The following is an 18,723-nucleotide window of genomic DNA, read 5'->3' as shown; positions in this document are numbered from 1 at the left end:
GTTTTATGCGTTATGCATTAGGGTTTATTGTTTTACCATATTTATTAATAATAGCCATTTGTCCTGCATGATATGCGGTATGAGAAATAATGCGCCCAAAAGCTTCAGCTTTTGTTTTTATTCCAAACTCTTTAGTTTCAACTATAGCTTCCCAATCGGCTTCGGTTTGTAACTCTACTATTTTCTTTAATTCGTTAAACGAATGCTCAACATAAGTTTTAAGATCGTCTAGTTTGGTCCATTTTCCGGTGTCTTTTTGTGTAATAACAGTTTTCGCAATAACACGAATATTACTAGCTCCAAAAACATTTTTAGCAAAAAGTAATTCTACATCACCAATATGTCTAATTAAAAAACCAATACTATTAGGAGAAGGTGATAGCTTTTTACTTAAATCTTCAGTAGTGAGAGCTTTTAATTGATTAGTGAATCTAGTTCTAGCTTCAATCCATAACTCTAATAAAAGTGTTGTTTTTGTTTTCATGAGTGATTAATTCGAAATTATATTAAAGTTTATGTAGAATAGCGGTCTAGATTTTTAGTAAGTTAATATACGCATTAATGCGTAATCTATGTACTTGTTAATTTCTTTAATTACTGAAGTATTAACACTAATAGTTATTTAAAACACTAAAGGATTTTGATCATATTTCTTAATAACGGATAGTAGTTTTACTAAAGGAATTTCTACAGAATAACTTCCAGTATAAGATGGACACATAATACAATCATCAAAATAATACTCTATATAAGTTTCGTTTAAAACAAAATTGTTTTTATGTTCTAAAAAATCGTCTTGAGAGAGTTCCCAACAATCGTAAAAGAGTTCTCCTTTACTTATTTTACTATTTATTTCTTCGTTTATTAAAGTTGTGAATTCAGCTTCAGTACCTTCTAAAAAGAAATCTTCATAGGTCATGAATACACCTCTGTTTAAATCAAAATTTAAACAATCGAAAGAATAACTAGGATGTAGTGTACCAGAGTAAAAGTTTTCTTTGTAAAAAACGACACTTATTAAATCGTGATTAACATTATAAACTTTATAATTAATTAATCTATTTTCTTTAAATTTTAATAGAGCAATACTATCGCACAAAGCCTTACTTTCTAAAATAGCTGTTTCGGTTCCCGATATATCAACATAATAATCATTTATATAATCGTTAAAATTTACATATTTAAGATTTTGTTTCTCGTTAAGTAATGGGTAGGTAAAGTCTATAGAATAGCCCTCTTTTTCTTTTAAATATTTTTTTTCAATAATTAAGGCTTCAAGAGATTGTCTTTCATCTTTTTTCTCAATAAGTTTATTTTGTTTTAATTCTATAGCAATAGATTTGTCTTGTATAATATCTGGTGTGATTGCAGTTATAGAGTCTGTTTTTTCGTGATTAAGTTCTATGGTATCTTCTACTATTTCTATTGTATCTTCTTTTTTATCCGTTTTACAACTAAAAACTAGAGTAAAAATTAAAATTACTATTAGGTGTTTCATTCTATAATATTTTTTTAATTATTAAATAACTGTGTTATCTCATTCGTTATTAGAACTTAGTTCTTTTAAAAGTATCTGTAATTTACCAAGCATAATAAGTTCGCTTTTGTTTTTAGAGGCGAAAGCACTTGCTATAGACTCTGTTGTTTTAAGAATAAGTTTAATAATATCTTTTGTAAACAGTTTGGAGTTTGCTCTTGCATAATCACAGAAATTTTTAAAACAATCTTGAGCATCCATATGCTCATAATCAAACCATTTAAAAACAAATTCTATTTGATATCCAGGTGCTTCATTGTAGAATTCGTTTGTGTTTTCATAGATTTTCCATTCCTCTAAAACCATTTTTAACAGTACACTATATTCTTCAACTTTAACTATATTATCTGAAGCTGCAACAGCATAAAACAATTCACCTAAGCTTTGATAAAAAAAAATATCTGGTTTTTTTACATGTGTCATTATAACTAATTTGCTTACTGTAAATGTAATACCAGCTTGTTATTATAAAAATGATATTTATCAGTATTTAACAGAGATAAAAAAAACATATCTTTACTTATGGAAATTTTCAAAAAAACGAATAACGTTTTTAAAACGCTTTCTGAAGCTATTTCAGAAGGTATTATTGTTGTTGATCATAAGCAGATTATTGTAGCTACTAATAAGTCTTCAAATGCCTTGTTTGGATATGAAGAAAATGAGCTTATAGGCAAGCCTTTAGAAATTTTAATACCACAAAAATACCATCATAATCACTCTAAGCAAGTGGATACCTTTTTAGAGCATAGTGGTAAACGCCAAATGGGTCATGGTAGAAATTTGTATGGATTAAGAAAAGATGGCTCTACTTTTCCTGTAGAAGCCGGTTTAAATCCTTTTACTGTTCATGGCAATCATTTTGTTATGGCATTGATAATAGATATTACAGTGCGAAAAAAGGCTGAAGAAGAGCTAAAACATTGGGCTAATATTTTTAATGAATCTTTAAACGAAATTTTCATATTTGACACAAAAACATTTAAGTTTTTAAATGTTAATGCAGGAGCAATAAAAAACATAGGTTATAGCCTTGCTGAGTTAAGAGAGCTAACACCATTAGATATTAAACCTTACTTAAATAAAGCTCAGTTTAAAGAAACAATTCAACCGCTTTTAGACGGCACAGAGATTAAAATAAAGTTTAATACCATTCATCAAAGAAAAGACGGTACCCAATATCCAGTAGAAATACATTTACAACGCTCTAGATCAAACGACAAAGACACATTAATTGCTATTATACTTGATATAACAGAACGTCTAAACTACACAGAAAGATTAGAGAAAACGGTAGAAGAGCGCACGCAACAATTACAAGAAGCTTTACATGTAGAAAAAGAACTTAACGAACTTAAAACTAAATTTTTGTCTTTAGTTTCTCATGAGTTTAAAACACCATTAAGTGGTATTTTAACCTCTTCTACATTAATAGGTAAATACACAAAAAGCGAACAACAAGAGAAAAGGGATAAGCACATAAATACAATACAGAATAAAGTAAAATACCTTAATAATATTATTAATGATTTTCTATCTATAGAACGATTAGAAAGTGGAAAAGTAAATTACAAATTCTCAACATTTTCATTAAGCAAAGTAGTAAACGAAGTAATTTACGATGCTAATATGCTCTTAAAAGAAGGGCAAACTATTACATATCCAGACGCAATTGATGATATTGTACTAGATTTCGATGAAAAAATTCTAGAGTTAATGCTTACCAATTTGGTGAATAATGCCATAAAATATTCTCCTGAAAACACTAAAATAGAAGTAAAGGTTTGGGTTGAGAAAGAAGGTTTAAAAATTAGTATTATAGATGCTGGTATTGGTATTCCTGAAGAAGAACAAAAGTTTTTATTTAATAGGTATTTTAGAGCAGAAAATGCGCTATTAACGCAAGGAACAGGTATTGGCTTAAATATTGTAAAAAGTCATTTAGAAAATTTAGGAGGTAACATTACATTTGTAAGTAAAGAGAATAAGGGAACTACTTTTACTGTTACAATTCCTGTAAACATAATAAAATAAATACTATGCAAACATTATTGTTAATTGAAGACGACTTGGCATTGCGCGAAAACACCGCAGAGCTTTTAGAGCTTTCTAACTATAAAGTTTTAACAGCCGCTAATGGTAAAATAGGAATTGAGAAAGCAGAGTGTAATATTCCAGATCTTATAGTTTGCGATATAATGATGCCTGAAATAGACGGTTATGGTGTATTGGAAGCAATATCAACTAACCCGAAAACAAAACATATTCCGTTTATATTTCTTTCGGCTAAAACCGAACATAAGGAAATACGAAGAGGAATGGATTTAGGTGCAGACGATTATCTTACTAAGCCTTTCGAGGAGGAAGAGTTGTTAAGTGCCATTGAGAGTAGGCTAGCAAAAGCTCAAATTTTATCTAAAATAACTACAGAAGTTTCCCAAACAAAAGATGTTGATAATGAAGACCGTTTAAGGGATCTTAACGAGCTTAAGAATTTTTTTGATGACAATGGTTTACCACATAAATTCTCTAAAGGAGATACTATTTATGAAGAAGGTTCACATTCTAACTATGTTTATTTAATTAAAAAAGGTGTTGTGAAAAGTCATAAAATAGACGAAAATGGAAAAGAATTAATCACTGCATTGCATAAGGATGATGATTTTCTTGGTTTTACTTCGTTTGTAGATACTATGCCTTATCAAGAATCTGCTACTGCTGTTGAAGCTGTAGAATTAACAAGTATATCTAAACTGCGCTTAAAAGAGGTTCTAGGCAAAAGTCAAAATGTTTCTATAGAACTTATGAATGTTTTAACAGCGAATATTTCAGAAATTAAAGATCAGTTGTTGCAAATGGCATATAGTTCTGTTCGCAAGAAAACAGCACAAACCATTCTTCAATTTGCTAAAGTTCTAAATAAAAAACCAGAAGAAGCTATTAAGATATCTCGATACGATTTAGCTAGTGTTGCAGGAATAGCAACTGAAAGTTTAATACGCACATTATCAGGGTTTAAAAAAGATAATTTTATTGAAATTGAAGGACGTAACATTAAAATTCTTGATTTAGAAGCACTAGAAAATGTAGAATAATCTTGGTTTACTGATATTTATCATTATTTGATATAAAAGCGCTTAATACTTTTGTTTACAGCATATTTCTTAAAATATGTAGTAATTAACATTAGTAATGAAGAATATTTTAATTCCAACAGACTTTTCAGAAAATGCCTGGAATGCTACGCAATTTGCACAAGCTTTTTTTGGTAATGATGAGGTTAATTTTATTTTAGCACATATAGAGCATCCAAGTACACTACCACCAGCATTCGAAGCTATAAATAGTTACATAACAGGTGAGATGTCTTCAGAGCATCAAGTTATTGAAGCTTTACAAAATAATAGAGATAAAATGCTGGATACTTCTTCTCTAAAAGCTTCTAATATTGTTATAGAGCATTTAAAAAATAGTTTTACAGAAGGTTTAAAGCAATTGGTAGATAAGTACGAAATTGATTTAATTGTAATGGGAACTCAAGGTTTTTCTGCTAGTAAAAATAAAATTATTGGAACTCATGCTCAAACTGTAATTACAAAAATTCAATGTCCTGTTTTAGTTATACCTAAAAACGCAAAGTTTTCTATTCCTTTCAATATTGTATTTCCAACAGACTATAATTCTATTTATAAAAGTAAAGTTTTAAACACACTAACAGCAATTTCTAACTTGCATAACTCTAGCGTTAAAGTGATTAGAATTGTAAACCCAAAAGTGGCATTAACACAGTCTCAATTAAAAAACAGAAGTTATTTAAAAGACTATTTTAAAACAGTTACTAGCAGTAGCTTCCATAAAGTAAATCATTTAAATTTTCAAGAAGGATTGCAAGAGTTTATAGATTCTATGCATATAGATATGGTTGCAATAATAGCTAAGAACCTTAATTTCTTCGAAATGCTTTTATTTAAACCATCTGTTGTTAAAATGAGTTACCATACCAATGTTCCATTTTTAGTTTTACATGAATAAAGTCTTCATTAACTGATATATATCATTTCAATTATTAAGTATCTGTTATAGCTTTGGAGTATTAATCATTATTAATAGAACTAATATGAAAAAGATACTTATCTCCACCGATTTTTCCGAAACAGCAACAAATGCTATTAAATATGCTTTAGAATTATTTAAATATGATAAAAGCGAGATAATGATAGTTCATGCCTTTGCAGATGAGGTATACGAGAATACAATCGAAATGTCTAGAGAGTATTTAGAAGAATACAAAGACAAAGTTCAACAAAATGTAGATATAAGATTGCAAAAAGTAGTTGCAGAAATGCTTGAACTTTCTCCAAACCCAAGACATGTTTACAACAGGCAATCAAGATTTGGGAGTATTGTAGATGTTATTAATGACTTTGTAGACAGCGAAAATATAGATGTAATAGTTATGGGTACAAAGGGAAAAACAAATAACCCTAAAGTAACCTTTGGTAGTAATACTATAAAAGTTATTAAATATGTACAATGTCCAGTTTTGGCAGTTCCGGCTACATACCATGATATGCATCCTAAAAAGGTATTATTTCCAACAGATTATATGATTCCTTTTAAGCGAAGAGAGTTAAAACTAGTAAGTAGTATCGCTAAGAATTATGTCTCTACAATTAATATGTTATATGTCTCTAAAGCGAAACATTTATCGCACAGACAACAGGATAACCAAAGTTTTTTAAATAGTTGTTTTAGTGATAATAAGTTTTTGTTTGCACAAGTACCCGAGGACAATGTTACAGATACTATTAATAAAACAATTAAAGAACAAGATATAGATTTACTTGTTATGGTTAATGAAAAGCACACGTATCTTGAAGATATACTTTACAATTCTACCATAGACAAAATAGGTTTAGAGATTAAAATTCCATTTCTCGTACTTCAAAATTTACGCAGAGAATAACTTTAAAAACTAGATAGATGAAACGTATTTTATTACCAACAGATTTTTCGGAAAATGCATACAATGCCATCTCGTATGCTGTACAATTTTATAAAGATGTTGAATGTACATTTTATATTCTTCATACATATACACCTGCAACTATAAGCTCTGGAAATGTGTTAGATAGTTATAGCGCATTAAAAATTTATGAAATAGAAAAAGAAGCTGCCAATTCAAATTTAAAAGCATTAGAAGAAACAATTGACAAAGAATGGCATAACAGTAAGCATACATTTACCTCTATATCCGCTTTTAATCTGCTTATTCCAGAACTTATAGATTTTATAAGTAAAAACGCTATAGATATAGTAGTAATGGGTACCAAAGGAGCAACTGGAGCTAAAGAAGTGTTTTTAGGATCGCAAACAATGTACGCCATTAAAAAACTAAAATGTCCAGTAATTGCTGTGCCATCTAATTTTAAGTTTGAAACACCCAAAAACATATTATTTCCAACAGATTATAAACTTGAAAAATCTAATCGCTACTTAGATCTTATTAGAGATGTATGTAAAGAACACAGTTCAAAATTGCATTTTTTAAACGCATATTACCATCTTCCTTTAGAGGAAGAACAAAAACGTATGAAAGTATTTTTAGATGCCTTTTTTATAGATAATGCTCACGAGTTTCATATAGGAGAGGATCAAGATTTAATTGAAGTTATAAAGGCCTTCGAGATAGAAAATAAGATTAATTTTTTAGTGATGATTCATAACAAGCATAGCTTTTTCGAAAACCTATTATTTACACCTGTTATCAATAAAATGGTGTATCATACTAATGTGCCTTTTTTAGTTATTCCTTCAGAAGAAAGAATTGAAAGCCTTTAATATTTTATTATACAAAATTTATACATCGATACCATTTAACATATAAAAGTTATGAATAAAGGACACACACAATTAAAGTTTATCAAGTTTCACAATCCAGAAGAACTGCATCAAGATACGCTTACTTCTATATCACATCTTCTCTTTAAAAGAGATGAATTAGATTTCTTAAACGAATTAATAAAGGAGTATACTATAGATTTAATTTCAGAAAAAACTTTTGAAGAAAGCAAAGCTATTGCAACAGCGCTTGTTGAATTACAGAAAGAATTAAAAGTATTACTTTTTAAAGTAGAAGAACATAAAAATAATCTTCAAACATTATTAGATAATGTTATTGTGCCAAATGAATTAGAAGATTATAAGGATGGACATTATAAAGTTATGTTCGAAACTATAGCTTTTAATGCAAAATTTAAAACATTAAAAAAGCAAATTTATGGTCTAATAAAAGAGATAATGAAAATGAATAAAAGTAAACGCTTACTAAATTAATATAAAGATGAATAAATTAATTACAACCGTATTTTTAATTGTAATATTCTGTTCTGGTTGCTCATCGAGTAAATTAATTAAGGCTTATAAAAATCCAGAGACTTATACTTTTGAAGCTAGTAAAGTATTAGTAATTGGTATGACAGCAAATAAAGAATTAAGAAGCAGTTTTGAAAAAAATGTAGCTGAAGCTTTAGATAAAGAAAATGTAAATGCTGTTAAAAGTGTAGATTTCTTTGAAACGTCTTTTACTAACAGAAAACAGACAATTGAAGAGTTAAATGCTTTGGAATCTCAATTATTAGAAGCAGGTTTTGATGCTATCGTGTTAACTAAGGTTGTTGGACAGCAAACCAAAGTACCTTTAATTGCTGTTTACGATGCGGTTGAAAAAGGAAAACATAATACCTTTGATAAGTATTATTATGGAAATCAAAATTTATTTTTTGATAAAGAACCAGCACATTATATTGTTTATTCTACAGAAACTTCTTTGTATTGTATATGTCCTGGAAAAGAACGCGAATTATTATGGCAAGGCACCATAGAGGTAACCAAGTCTTCCAATAGTAAAAGAAACATTAAAGATTATACTAAAACACTAATTAAAACCTTGAAAGAGAATAATCTACTTGTGGTTGAGTAAATTGTACTTTACCGCTACTTACGTAAAATGAGTAGTGGTAGAGTAGAATTATAACTAATTTCGTTAGTAACAGAACCATAGATAAAACGTTCTAAAAAAGATTTAGATTCTATAAATAACGAATGTAAATTATAATCAAACAACTGTGTAACCGTATTTATAGCCATTGGGTAAGGCACTTTTTTAATTAAATGATAAGTATAAGGTTGAGCACCAAAAAGAGCTTTTAAATCACTGTTATGGTTTTTAGTACTATTTGGATAGTTAGCAAAGTCTATATCTATTACATTTAGTTTAGATTTATAAGTAGTAATAATATCTAATAAAGGCTTAATGCCATGTGCATTAAAATCTTCACAATTTTCTGTTGTAAATAGTATGCTATCGATGCTAGTAAATTTATAATTTTCTGGAATTATTAAAATAGGACAATCTGTTTTTCTAATTGTATTTAGTGTATTACTACCAAAGACTACTTCTTTTGCACCAGTAGCGCCATTTGTACCCATAATTATTAAATCTATGTTTTTGGCTTTTACAACTTGGTTTATGGAAGCTGTAAGACTATCAAAATCAAAAAGAGATTCAAAAGTGTAATTTTTATTTATGTTTTGTTTTTTCAACTTAGAGATAAACTTATTTAAATCTTCTTCGTTATCATCTGCAACGGCATTGTGTATGGAAGAGTTTACCGGTGCTGCCATTAAATCGTCCAGTATAAATCCCGATTGTTTTTGCACGTTTAATATATAAAAAGTGCATTTCCATTTTTCACATAATGCCATAGCATAATCGATAGCATTCTTTGAGTTTTTTGAAAAATCTGTGGGTAATAGTATCTTTTTCATTCCTAAATTATTTAACATAAATATATTAAGAATTATTATTTCATAACATGATAATTGTCACCTTTTATCTAACGAATCTCTACTACATTTGATTATATAAAGGATGTTTTTGTCCTATTTATATTAATACAGATTTATAACACTAAAACTATAACCAAAATGAAACAAGTAAATGTATTGCTAAGTAGTGTATTGCTAGGAATGCTTTTTTTTACATCATGTAAAAAGAGCAATACGGAAGAACACTTAGAAACCTCAGAAATTTCTGTAAATAGAGAAATGCTGGCAGAATTAACAGCACCACCGCATGTACCCACAGCTGTAGGAAGACGAAAAGCTAAAAAGCTAATTGTTAATATGGAAATTTTAGAAAAAGTAGGAACCATGACAGATGGTACAACTTATAATTATTGGACCTTTGGCGGCTCTGTTCCAGGAAGTTTTATTAGAACTCGCGTTGGTGATGAGGTAGAGTTTACATTATCAAACCACCCAGATAATAAATTACCGCACAATATCGATTTACATGCGGTTACAGGACCTGGCGGAGGAGCGGAGTCTTCTTTTGTAGCTCCAGGACACGAAAAAACGTTTTCTTTTAAAACTTTAAATCCTGGGTTATTTGTTTATCATTGTGCAACAGCACCGGTAGGAATGCATATTGCAAATGGTATGTATGGTTTAATTTTAGTTGAACCAGAAGGCGGATTACCACAAGTAGATAAAGAATATTATATCATGCAAGGCGATTTTTACACTAAAGGTAAAAATGGTGAACGAGGACTACAACCTTTCGATATGCAAAAAGCGGTCGACGAAAATGCAGATTACGTTGTTTTTAATGGTAGTGTTGGTGCTTTAACTGGTGATAACGCGCTTACCGCTAAAGTAGGAGAAACGGTAAGACTTTATGTAGGTAATGGTGGACCAAACTTAGTGTCTTCTTTTCATGTTATTGGTGAAATATTTGATAAAGTACATGTAGAAGGAGGAGACTTAATTAATGAAAATGTACAAACAACACTAATACCAGCAGGAGGCGCAGCTATTGTTGAGTTTAAAGTAGATGTACCTGGAACTTTTATTTTGGTAGATCATTCTATTTTTAGAGCCTTTAATAAAGGTGCTTTAGGGATGTTAAAAGTTGAAGGAGAGAAAGATAAAAAATTATATTCTGGAGAGATACGTGAAGGTATTTATTTACCAGAAGGACCTGGAATACAAAATATGCCAACTACAAACGAAATTGTAGCGTCCGAGATTCCTGCAAAATCTTTTGAAGAACAAATGAAATTTGGTAAAGAAACATACATGCAAACCTGTTTTGCTTGTCATCAAGCAGAAGGACAAGGTATTCCAAACGCGTTTCCTCCATTAGCAAAGTCAGATTATTTAAATGCAGATGTGGACCGTGCAATTGGTGTTGTAATTAATGGTTTAACAGGAGAAATTACTGTTAACGGCGCAAAATACAATAGTGTTATGACGAGACAGTCTCTCTCTCCAGATGATATTGCAAACGTATTGACTTATGTTTATAATAGTTGGGGAAACTCTAAAAAAGTAGTGACTAGAAAAATGGTTGAAGACGTAAAAAACAAATAAAACATGTACATAAAAACCAAAATCTTTAGCTTGTTTTTACTTTGTTTAATGTTTCAATCTTACTTGTTTGCACAGGCTAAAGACATGGTTTTAATAGAGGGTAGTAGGTATTTGCCATTATATGGTCGCGACTCTACAGTAGTTGAGGTTAAAGATTTTAAAATGGATGTTTATCCTGTAACAACTAAAGAATACCTAAAATTTGTAAAAGCGTTTCCGATATGGCAAAAATCTAATGTTATAAAATTATTTGCTGATAAAAGCTATTTATCTAATTGGAAAAATAATTTAGAACTTAAAGATTCTACTAATACAGAAAGCCCAATTACATACATTTCATGGTTTGCTGCTAAAGCTTATTGCGAATGCCAAGACAAACGTTTACCAACAATAGACGAATGGGAATATGTAGCAATGGCAGATGAAACGACTAAAGATGCACGAGTTAAAAAATCTTATAACCAACAAATTTTGGCTTGGTATGAAGCACCACGATCTAATGAAAATAGTATAGGTCAAACACCTAAAAATGCTTGGGGAGTTTTCGACTTACATGGTTTGGTTTGGGAGTGGACCCTAGATTTTAATTCGGTGTTAATAACCGGAGAATCTAGAAAAGATGTAGATAAAGATAGTAATTTATTCTGCGGAAGCGCGGCTATAAATGCTACAGATTTAATGAACTATGCTGCCTTTATGCGTTACGCTATTAGAGGAAGTTTAAAAGCCAAATATTCTATGAAAAACTTAGGATTTAGATGTGTTCAAGATATTAAAAAATAGAAAAATGAAACAATTAAAAGTAATTACAAGTGTGTTATTATTGCTCATAACATTGGTTTCGTGCAAAACAGAGACCTCAAATAGTTTAGAAAATGATCTAGCAGTTTATCAATGTCCTATGCAATGCGAAGGCGATAAAACTTATAGAGAACCAGGAAGTTGTTCTATTTGTAAAATGAATTTAAAACAGATAGAAAAAGCTTCAGAAAAATTGATAAATGCTGAAATTTCTGAAGAATCAATTTTCAATTTAACGAGTACATGGTATACAGAAGAAGGTGAAGATATTCAGCTTAAAGCATTAAAAGGAAAAACCTTGGTAATGGTCATGATTTATACGTCTTGCAAAGCGGCTTGTCCAAGATTAGTAGCAGATATGAGAAGTATTGAAGCTAAAGTTCCAGACAATAACATTAAAAATTTACAATTTGTATTAATAAGTATCGATCCCGAAACAGATACTCCAGAGCGTTTAAAAACATTTGCTATAGAAAATGCTATGGATGGTGAGCAATGGACTTTTTTGCAAGGTACAGAAAGTGGTATAAGAGAATTTGCTAACGTATTATCTGTAAAATATAAAGAGATTTCACCCATAGATTTCTCTCACTCAAATATTATAAGTGTATTCAATGCAGAAGGAGAATTAAAACACCAACAAGAAGGTTTAGGTGTCAATAACAAAGAAACTATAGACGCTATTTTAGAGTTAACCCAATAAAATAATAAAGATGAAAACCATATTAACAATCCTATGCTTAGGAGTTGTAATGACTACTTATGCGCAAGAATTCGAAATTTCTACTGAATTAAGACCACGACTAGAATACAGAAATGGTTATAAAACTTTAAGACCAAACGACGTTGATGCAGCAACATATGTATCTCAACGTACACGTTTAAATTTAAAATATGGTAGCGAAAAGTTAAATGCTTATGTTGTGTTTCAAAATGTTAGAGTTTGGGGAGACGTTGCTACTTTGGGACTTTCAGATAATAATGGAACAGCTATACATGAAGCTTGGGCAGAGTTAAAATTAGATACAAAGTTGTCTTTAAAATTAGGAAGGCAAGAGATTGCTTACGACGATCAAAGAATCTTTGGTAATGTAGGTTGGGCGCAACAAGCCAGAAGTCATGATGCTTTAGTGGCAACTTATAAACCCAATGCAAAACATCGTTTGGATTTTGGTTTAGCAATGAACGAAAATTCTGAAACACTGTTTAATACGGATTATGCTATAAATAACTATAAGGCATTTCAATACTTATGGTATCATACCAATTTTAAATCTGTAGATTTTAGTTTTTTAATTTTGAATAACGGTTTGGCATTTTATAATGATAGCGATAGCGAGGAGCAAAGAGTAGATTATAACCAAACCATTGGTTCTAGAGTTACCTTTAATAAAAATAAAATTGATACCGATGCTTCAATCTATTTTCAAACAGGAAAAATTGCAGGTGTAAATCTAAGTGCTTTTAATATTGCAGCAAATACTAATTATAGTATTAATAATAAATTTAAAGCAGGTTTAGGTGCAGAGTATCTTTCTGGTACCGATATGGATGCTAAAAGTAATACACTTAAATCTTTTAATCCTTGGTTTGGAACCAATCATAAATTTAATGGTTTAATGGACTATTTTTATGTTGGAAATCATGCTAACTCAGTTGGCTTAATAGATATTAATGCAACATTAGCTTATAAAAAAGATAAATTTTCGGTAAAATTAATGCCTCATTTATTTTCTTCTGCAGCAACTGTAGTTGATAGTACAGAAAAGGAAATGAGTAATACTTTAGGCACCGAACTAGATTTGGTTTTAGGTTACAGTTGGACAAAAGATGTTAGCTTTCAAGCAGGCTATTCGCAATTATTTGCAACAGAAACATTAGAGGTTTTAAAAGCAGGTAATAGAGATAATACTAACAATTGGGCTTGGGTTATGGTAACTGTTAAACCGAGTTTATTTAAAACAACGCTTAAAGCGGAATAATTTAAATGCTATTGAAGTTTATAGCTAACATAGTTTAATTGTAGTAATAAAGAATCCTTAAGAAGGTCGTAAATTTTAAATTCTCCATTAACATCTGTAATTGCTGAATTAATTTAAGTAGAATCGCTTTGCTGTAAAACAGCTAGAGAGACGTTTTCTAAGGCTTCATTACCATAACCAAGTATTTTACCTTTTATGGCAGACTTATCTTGAGCCAATACTGCTGTAATGCTTGTGATGAAAAGAATTATAAATAAGCGTAAACCGATTTTATTTGCCTGCATTGGTGGTTGTTTGGGTAGAGGCATCAATTATTACAAATTCGTTTTAGGCTCTTTGTCTATTTTATGAAGTTCTAGCGAAAATTAAAGTAGGGTAGAAGTACTGTCAGCTAAATTATCAGCTATAATAAAAAAAAGCCCAATATCAAATGATATCGGGCTTTTAAGCGGAGAGTAAGGGATTCGAACCCCTGGAGGTATGACCCTCAACAGTTTTCAAGACTGCCGCATTCGACCACTCTGCCAACTCTCCTTTTAATAAGCAACAAACTATTTGCCTGTATGCGGGTGCAAATATAGTATCCTTTTTAGTTCTAATCAAATAAAAAATGTGTTTTTTTTGAAAAAATTATCCTAAAATTGAGATTGGTTTCATTTGTGCGCTGACTGCCACGAACTTAAAGTATCCTGTGACTGATAATTCTCTTTCATAATTATACATGTTTTCCATAAAAATGTCAACTTTTACCGTACAACTAGTGTTTCCAACTTTATGAATTCTTGCAACAAGCTCTATAATTGTACCTTCTGGTATTGGTTTTTCGAAATCTATTTTATCTGTAGATATTGTAACTACTTTTTTTCTACTAAATCTAGTAGCACAAATAAAGGAAGCTTCATCCATCATTAATAGAGCGGTTCCTCCAAATAATGTGTTGTAGTGATTTGTTGTGTTTGGAAAAATGGCTTTAAAGATTCTTGTTTCGGACTCGTTGATTAATTCTTCGGTAGATTTCATATCTATAGTTATATCATTTTAATTTATTAGACATTATAGTCTTTATTGCGAATGTAATTCTATTTTTGCATAAAGTTATTATACATTTATATGAACACAATAGAAGCTCTAAAATGGCGCTATGCCACCAAATCTTTTGATAAGGAAAAAATGATTTCTAAAGAAAAATTAGATATTATTTTGAATGCTTTTAATTTAACAGCAACATCATACGGTTTACAACCTTTAAAATTGTTGGTTATTGAAAATAAAAAGTTGCAACAGGACTTGGTTTCATGTTCAATGAATCAAGAACAAATAGCTCAAGCTTCTCAAGTATTAGTGATTTGTATTGAAACAGTAATAGATAAAGCTTTTATTGAAAACTATTTTAGTTTAGTTAAATCTATTAGAAATACACCTAATACTGTTTTAAACCCGTTTAAGAATTTTTTAATTGATGATTTTGAAAAGAAATCGGAAAAGGAAATTAAAGAATGGTCTGTAAAGCAAGCCTATTTGGCATTAGGAAATTTATTAACAGTTTGTGCTTTAGAAGAAGTTGATGCTTGCCCGATGGAAGGTTTTGATCCAGAAAAGTACGATGAGCTTTTAGCTTTAAAAGCTAAAGGATTACAATCTATATTAGTACTCCCTATAGGTTATCGTGCAGAAAATGATTTTATGGCAGAGCTAAAAAAGGTTCGTAAAAGTTTAAGTGATAGTGTTATAATTATGTAACACAATATCATGGCAAGATTGTTGTTATGTTATATATTTTATTATTATTGTAATATTTTAAGTTCTATTTCATTATGAAGAAATTGTTTTTTTTATTTTTTATGAGTGCTTCTTTACTTGGTTTTTCTCAAGAGGAAGAAGATTATTCAAATCTTAATTGGTTAACAGATTTTGATTTGGCAAAAAAAGAATCAGCTTCATCAAAAAAACCTATATTAATATATTTTACAGGAAGCGATTGGTGTAGTCCTTGTAAGATGTTAAAGGAAGATTTTTTTAATACTGAAGCATTTGAAACCAAAGCAGAAAATTTTGTTTTACTAATGGTAGATATGCCTAGAAGAATAGATATTATTACTCCTGAACAGAAAAAGAAAAACAAAATTTTAGTAAAAAAATATAATAAAAAAGGAGGTTACCCTAATTTAGTAGTCTTAAAAAAGGATTTAAGTGTAATAGGTGAGTTATCTGGCTATACTTTTTTAAGAGAGACAGATAGACATTTTACATTTATTGATGAACATATAGGTAAATATTAAATATTTTAAATTCTTATTAAAGCCTTTTAAACTTTGTTTTAAGAGGCTTTTTTTATTTTAGAAATTGAAGTATTTTTGAACAACTAAAAATATAGATTTATGCCAGGATTTGAACGGTTTGGAGATTTAGAAAGAGAAGAGTTACAAGATGTGTTAGATAATGGTGTTTTAATGCGTTATGGTTTTGATGGCATGAGAAATGGACATTGGAAGGCAAAAGCGTTAGAAAAAGAACTAGAAAGTACTTTAGAATGCGATTATGTTCAATTAGTATCTAATGGAACTTCTGCGGTTTCTGTTGCATTAGCAAGTGCTGGCGTTGGAGCAGGAGATGAAGTTATTATGCCTACATTTACTTTTGTTGCTAGTTTTGAAGCTATTTTATTATTAGGAGCAATTCCTATTTTAGTAGATATTGATGATACATTAGGTCTAGACCCTAAAGCAGTTGAAGCAGCTATTACACCAAAAACAAAGGCTGTTATGGTTGTACAAATGTGCGGAAGTATGGCAAAAATGGCAGCTTTATCGCAGGTTTGTAAAAAACACAACTTACTTTTAGTTGAAGATGCTTGCCAAGCAATTGGAGGACGTTATAATAATAAACCATTAGGAAGCATAGGAGACTTAGGTTGTTTTTCTTTTGATTTTGTAAAAACAGTTACCTGTGGAGAAGGTGGTGCAGTAATAACTAACAATAAAGAATATTACACAAATGCAGATCATTTTAGTGATCACGGTCATGATCATGAAGGTAATGATAGAGGAGCAGAAACACATCCGTTTTTAGGTTATAACTTTAGAATTTCAGAATTACATGCAGCTGTTGGTTTAGCTCAAATAAAGCGCTTACCGGAGTTTTTAGCTGTTCAGAAGAAAAACTATAAGACATTAAGAGATACGTTGTCTGATATTCCAGAAGTTACTTTTAGAACTGTGCCTGAAGGAGGAGAAGAAAGTTACGCTTTTTTAAATTTCTTTTTACCAGATTTAGAAACTGCAAGAAGAACTATTGCTGGATTTAAAGACAGTGGAGTAGATGCATGTTGGAATTATTTTGATAATAATTGGCATTATGTTAGAAAATGGAACCATTTGAAAGATGCTAAATCTTTATTCCCTTTATCTAAAGATATTAAAGATGCTTTAAGTGTATTAAGTGAAAAAGAATTTACACAAAGTGATCATTACATTGGGCGTAATATTTCATGTCTTATAAAACTATCTTGGAGTGAAGAAGAAGTTAAGCTTCGTGCAGAAAAAATGAAAGAAGCGATATTAAAAGCGCTTTAATAGAGATATAGTAATTATTAAAAAGTCCCTTTTAAACACATGTTTAAAAGGGACTTTTTGTTTTATAGTATATGCTTTAAAACAGTAGACCCAATAAAATCTCAAAGATTTTATTGGGTCTACTTATAAAATTATATCGTTAAAAAGATGTGTTTAGTAACCTACATACTCAACAATCTCTAGTCCGTAACCTATCATTCCAACACGTTTAGTTTGTTGCGTGTTAGAGATTAATTTTAGTTTGTGTATGTTTAAATCGTGTAATATTTGAGCACCTATACCAAAATCTTTATTATCCATAGCAATTGCAGGAGCTTTTGATATTGTACCTTCCGTTTGGTTCTCTTTTAAAAGACTTAAACGTTTTAATAAGTTTAATGATTGCGACTGCTGATTTATAAATAGTATAGCACCTTTCCCTTCATTGCTTATTACACGAAACATGTCGTCTAATTTTTCATCAGCATTATTGGTAAGTGTTCCTAAAATATCGTTGTTTACTAAAGTAGAATTTACCCTAGTTAATACTTTTTCATTTGTAGACCATTCACCTTTTGTTAGAGCAATATGTACTTGATCGTTAGTTGTTTGTTGGTACGCACGTAATCTAAAGCTTCCAAAGCGAGTTTCTATATTAAAATCCTCTTTCTTTTCTATTAAAGAGTCATGATCCATTCTGTAAGCCACTAAATCTTCGATAGAAACCAGTTTTAAATCAAACTTTTTAGCAACTTCAACAAGTTGTGGCAATCTAGCCATTGTTCCATCTTCATTCATGATTTCTACAATAACTCCAGCAGGTTCTAAACCAGCTAAACGCGCAAAGTCTATAGCAGCTTCTGTATGTCCAGTTCTACGTAAAACACCACCTTCTTTAGCTACTAAAGGAAAAATATGTCCAGGTCTTGCTAAATCAAATGGTTTGGTATCTTTATTAACCAAAGATTTAACTGTTAATGCACGATCTGCAGCAGAAATTCCTGTAGTTACACCTTGACCTTTTAAATCTACCGATACCGTAAATGCAGTCTCCATAGGATCTGTATTGTTAGTTACCATCATATGTAAACCTAAGTCTTTACAACGGTCTTCGGTTAATGGAGCACAAATTAAACCACGTCCATGAGTAGCCATGAAATTTATCATTTCAGGAGTTACTAATTCAGCAGCAGCCAAAAAATCACCTTCATTTTCTCTGTCTTCATCATCTACAACGATAATAACTTTACCAGCTTTAATATCGTTAATAGCTTCTTGAATTGTATTTAATTTAAATGTCACTTTTTCTTCTGTTTTAGTAATCATTACAAGACTTTTTATTAAAGCAAAGATATTGCTTAATTATGTTTTTTATTTTAAACAAGATTTGATTTTTCTATTAACTAATAGAGATACC

General features: G+C 30.2%; 21 protein-coding genes and 1 tRNA gene. 14 read left to right on the top strand and 8 right to left on the bottom strand.

What is annotated here, in order from left to right; translation table 11 throughout:
* Window positions 1–10: 10 nt before the first annotated feature.
* The 3 genes from Q0935_RS02535 to Q0935_RS02525 form a co-directional block, all read right to left on the bottom strand.
* Window positions 11–484 (bottom strand): DinB family protein, encoded by a 474-nt coding sequence (locus Q0935_RS02535; protein ID WP_299382086.1) that lies wholly within the window; start codon window positions 482–484, stop codon window positions 11–13.
* 138 nt (window positions 485–622) lie between these two features.
* Window positions 623–1,498: an RsiV family protein gene (locus Q0935_RS02530; protein WP_299382084.1), complete on the bottom strand. Its 876-nt coding sequence runs from the start codon at window positions 1,496–1,498 to the stop codon at window positions 623–625.
* A gap of 39 nt (window positions 1,499–1,537) precedes the next feature.
* Window positions 1,538–1,960: a hypothetical protein gene (locus Q0935_RS02525; RefSeq protein ID WP_299382082.1), complete on the bottom strand. Its 423-nt coding sequence runs from the start codon at window positions 1,958–1,960 to the stop codon at window positions 1,538–1,540.
* Window positions 1,961–2,059: 99 nt separating this feature from the next.
* Between Q0935_RS02525 and Q0935_RS02520 the strand changes: the two genes are divergently transcribed.
* From Q0935_RS02520 to Q0935_RS02490, 7 genes are all read left to right on the top strand, one after another.
* The gene (locus Q0935_RS02520) at window positions 2,060–3,571 is read left to right on the top strand and encodes a PAS domain S-box protein (RefSeq protein WP_299382080.1); all 1,512 of its coding nucleotides are present in this window, start codon (window positions 2,060–2,062) and stop codon (window positions 3,569–3,571) included.
* A gap of 5 nt (window positions 3,572–3,576) precedes the next feature.
* Window positions 3,577–4,632 carry a response regulator gene (locus tag Q0935_RS02515; protein ID WP_299382078.1) on the top strand — a complete coding sequence of 352 codons (1,056 nt, stop codon included), beginning with the start codon at window positions 3,577–3,579 and terminating at the stop codon, window positions 4,630–4,632.
* Window positions 4,633–4,729: 97 nt separating this feature from the next.
* Complete coding sequence (locus tag Q0935_RS02510) at window positions 4,730–5,569, top strand: universal stress protein (protein WP_299382076.1); 840 nt, start codon at window positions 4,730–4,732, stop codon at window positions 5,567–5,569.
* An 85-nt stretch (window positions 5,570–5,654) separates the two neighbouring features.
* Window positions 5,655–6,503 carry a universal stress protein gene (locus Q0935_RS02505; protein WP_299382074.1) on the top strand — a complete coding sequence of 283 codons (849 nt, stop codon included), beginning with the start codon at window positions 5,655–5,657 and terminating at the stop codon, window positions 6,501–6,503.
* Between the two features lie 17 nt (window positions 6,504–6,520).
* A complete protein-coding gene (locus Q0935_RS02500; RefSeq protein WP_299382071.1) occupies window positions 6,521–7,378 on the top strand; it encodes a universal stress protein in 858 nt (285 codons plus the stop codon).
* Window positions 7,379–7,429: 51 nt separating this feature from the next.
* Window positions 7,430–7,873 carry a hypothetical protein gene (locus tag Q0935_RS02495; RefSeq protein ID WP_299382069.1) on the top strand — a complete coding sequence of 148 codons (444 nt, stop codon included), beginning with the start codon at window positions 7,430–7,432 and terminating at the stop codon, window positions 7,871–7,873.
* A 7-nt stretch (window positions 7,874–7,880) separates the two neighbouring features.
* A complete protein-coding gene (locus Q0935_RS02490; protein WP_299247245.1) occupies window positions 7,881–8,519 on the top strand; it encodes a hypothetical protein in 639 nt (212 codons plus the stop codon).
* A gap of 14 nt (window positions 8,520–8,533) precedes the next feature.
* On the opposite strand, the gene Q0935_RS02485 is transcribed toward Q0935_RS02490, so the two are convergent.
* On the bottom strand, window positions 8,534–9,367 hold the full coding sequence (locus tag Q0935_RS02485; RefSeq protein ID WP_299247246.1) for a universal stress protein: 834 nt from the start codon (window positions 9,365–9,367) through the stop codon (window positions 8,534–8,536).
* Window positions 9,368–9,526: 159 nt separating this feature from the next.
* On the opposite strand from Q0935_RS02485, the gene nirK reads away from it, so the two are divergent.
* Genes nirK through Q0935_RS02465 form a run of 4 tightly spaced genes read left to right on the top strand, consistent with a single transcriptional unit; the run spans window position 9,527 to window position 13,755 of the window.
* A complete protein-coding gene (nirK, locus tag Q0935_RS02480) occupies window positions 9,527–10,972 on the top strand; it encodes a copper-containing nitrite reductase (protein ID WP_299247248.1) in 1,446 nt (481 codons plus the stop codon).
* 9 nt (window positions 10,973–10,981) lie between these two features.
* Entirely contained in the window at window positions 10,982–11,755 is a 774-nt protein-coding gene (locus Q0935_RS02475; RefSeq protein WP_299382337.1) for a formylglycine-generating enzyme family protein, read from the top strand.
* A gap of 4 nt (window positions 11,756–11,759) precedes the next feature.
* A complete protein-coding gene (locus Q0935_RS02470; protein WP_299382067.1) occupies window positions 11,760–12,476 on the top strand; it encodes an SCO family protein in 717 nt (238 codons plus the stop codon).
* Window positions 12,477–12,486: 10 nt separating this feature from the next.
* Complete coding sequence (locus Q0935_RS02465; RefSeq protein ID WP_299382065.1) at window positions 12,487–13,755, top strand: alginate export family protein; 1,269 nt, start codon at window positions 12,487–12,489, stop codon at window positions 13,753–13,755.
* Between the two features lie 113 nt (window positions 13,756–13,868).
* Here Q0935_RS02465 and Q0935_RS02460 read toward each other — a convergent pair whose 3' ends face one another.
* From Q0935_RS02460 to Q0935_RS02450, 3 genes are all read right to left on the bottom strand, one after another.
* Window positions 13,869–14,039: a hypothetical protein gene (locus Q0935_RS02460; RefSeq protein ID WP_299382063.1), complete on the bottom strand. Its 171-nt coding sequence runs from the start codon at window positions 14,037–14,039 to the stop codon at window positions 13,869–13,871.
* A 165-nt stretch (window positions 14,040–14,204) separates the two neighbouring features.
* Window positions 14,205–14,289, bottom strand: a tRNA-Ser gene (locus tag Q0935_RS02455).
* Between the two features lie 96 nt (window positions 14,290–14,385).
* Window positions 14,386–14,775 (bottom strand): acyl-CoA thioesterase, encoded by a 390-nt coding sequence (locus Q0935_RS02450; protein ID WP_055436963.1) that lies wholly within the window; start codon window positions 14,773–14,775, stop codon window positions 14,386–14,388.
* A gap of 90 nt (window positions 14,776–14,865) precedes the next feature.
* On the opposite strand from Q0935_RS02450, the gene Q0935_RS02445 reads away from it, so the two are divergent.
* The 3 genes from Q0935_RS02445 (at window position 14,866) to Q0935_RS02435 (ending at window position 17,327) form a co-directional block, all read left to right on the top strand.
* Entirely contained in the window at window positions 14,866–15,495 is a 630-nt protein-coding gene (locus Q0935_RS02445) for an NAD(P)H-dependent oxidoreductase (protein ID WP_299382061.1), read from the top strand.
* A gap of 74 nt (window positions 15,496–15,569) precedes the next feature.
* The gene (locus tag Q0935_RS02440) at window positions 15,570–16,034 is read left to right on the top strand and encodes a thioredoxin family protein (RefSeq protein ID WP_299382059.1); all 465 of its coding nucleotides are present in this window, start codon (window positions 15,570–15,572) and stop codon (window positions 16,032–16,034) included.
* 99 nt (window positions 16,035–16,133) lie between these two features.
* Window positions 16,134–17,327: a DegT/DnrJ/EryC1/StrS aminotransferase family protein gene (locus Q0935_RS02435; RefSeq protein WP_299382057.1), complete on the top strand. Its 1,194-nt coding sequence runs from the start codon at window positions 16,134–16,136 to the stop codon at window positions 17,325–17,327.
* Between the two features lie 153 nt (window positions 17,328–17,480).
* On the opposite strand, the gene ribB is transcribed toward Q0935_RS02435, so the two are convergent.
* The gene (gene ribB / locus Q0935_RS02430; protein WP_299382055.1) at window positions 17,481–18,632 is read right to left on the bottom strand and encodes a 3,4-dihydroxy-2-butanone-4-phosphate synthase; all 1,152 of its coding nucleotides are present in this window, start codon (window positions 18,630–18,632) and stop codon (window positions 17,481–17,483) included.
* Between the last annotated feature and the right edge of the window lie 91 nt (window positions 18,633–18,723).

This window comes from uncultured Lacinutrix sp. (assembly GCF_947500605.1).
In the GTDB taxonomy this organism is placed as follows: Bacteria; Bacteroidota; Bacteroidia; order Flavobacteriales; family Flavobacteriaceae; genus Lacinutrix.
The sequence above is the reverse complement of the archived record's forward strand: the minus strand, read 5'-3'. Positions and strand labels throughout refer to the sequence as shown.

Excerpts from the sequence above, each read along its gene's own strand:
- ribB (WP_299382055.1), bottom strand. The coding sequence starts at position 18,632 with ATGATTACTAAAACAGAAGAAAAAGTGACATTTAAATTAAATACAATT.
- Q0935_RS02465 (WP_299382065.1), top strand. The coding sequence starts at position 12,487 with ATGAAAACCATATTAACAATCCTATGCTTAGGAGTTGTAATGACTACT.
- Q0935_RS02445 (WP_299382061.1), top strand. The coding sequence starts at position 14,866 with ATGAACACAATAGAAGCTCTAAAATGGCGCTATGCCACCAAATCTTTT.
- Q0935_RS02515 (WP_299382078.1), top strand. The coding sequence starts at position 3,577 with ATGCAAACATTATTGTTAATTGAAGACGACTTGGCATTGCGCGAAAAC.
- Q0935_RS02525 (WP_299382082.1), bottom strand. The coding sequence starts at position 1,960 with ATGACACATGTAAAAAAACCAGATATTTTTTTTTATCAAAGCTTAGGT.
- Q0935_RS02470 (WP_299382067.1), top strand. The coding sequence starts at position 11,760 with ATGAAACAATTAAAAGTAATTACAAGTGTGTTATTATTGCTCATAACA.
- Q0935_RS02435 (WP_299382057.1), top strand. The coding sequence starts at position 16,134 with ATGCCAGGATTTGAACGGTTTGGAGATTTAGAAAGAGAAGAGTTACAA.
- Q0935_RS02450 (WP_055436963.1), bottom strand. The coding sequence starts at position 14,775 with ATGAAATCTACCGAAGAATTAATCAACGAGTCCGAAACAAGAATCTTT.
- Q0935_RS02510 (WP_299382076.1), top strand. The coding sequence starts at position 4,730 with ATGAAGAATATTTTAATTCCAACAGACTTTTCAGAAAATGCCTGGAAT.
- Q0935_RS02520 (WP_299382080.1), top strand. The coding sequence starts at position 2,060 with ATGGAAATTTTCAAAAAAACGAATAACGTTTTTAAAACGCTTTCTGAA.
- Q0935_RS02495 (WP_299382069.1), top strand. The coding sequence starts at position 7,430 with ATGAATAAAGGACACACACAATTAAAGTTTATCAAGTTTCACAATCCA.
- Q0935_RS02530 (WP_299382084.1), bottom strand. The coding sequence starts at position 1,498 with ATGAAACACCTAATAGTAATTTTAATTTTTACTCTAGTTTTTAGTTGT.
- Q0935_RS02490 (WP_299247245.1), top strand. The coding sequence starts at position 7,881 with ATGAATAAATTAATTACAACCGTATTTTTAATTGTAATATTCTGTTCT.
- Q0935_RS02485 (WP_299247246.1), bottom strand. The coding sequence starts at position 9,367 with ATGAAAAAGATACTATTACCCACAGATTTTTCAAAAAACTCAAAGAAT.
- nirK (WP_299247248.1), top strand. The coding sequence starts at position 9,527 with ATGAAACAAGTAAATGTATTGCTAAGTAGTGTATTGCTAGGAATGCTT.
- Q0935_RS02535 (WP_299382086.1), bottom strand. The coding sequence starts at position 484 with ATGAAAACAAAAACAACACTTTTATTAGAGTTATGGATTGAAGCTAGA.
- Q0935_RS02460 (WP_299382063.1), bottom strand. The coding sequence starts at position 14,039 with ATGCAGGCAAATAAAATCGGTTTACGCTTATTTATAATTCTTTTCATC.
- Q0935_RS02440 (WP_299382059.1), top strand. The coding sequence starts at position 15,570 with ATGAAGAAATTGTTTTTTTTATTTTTTATGAGTGCTTCTTTACTTGGT.
- Q0935_RS02500 (WP_299382071.1), top strand. The coding sequence starts at position 6,521 with ATGAAACGTATTTTATTACCAACAGATTTTTCGGAAAATGCATACAAT.
- Q0935_RS02505 (WP_299382074.1), top strand. The coding sequence starts at position 5,655 with ATGAAAAAGATACTTATCTCCACCGATTTTTCCGAAACAGCAACAAAT.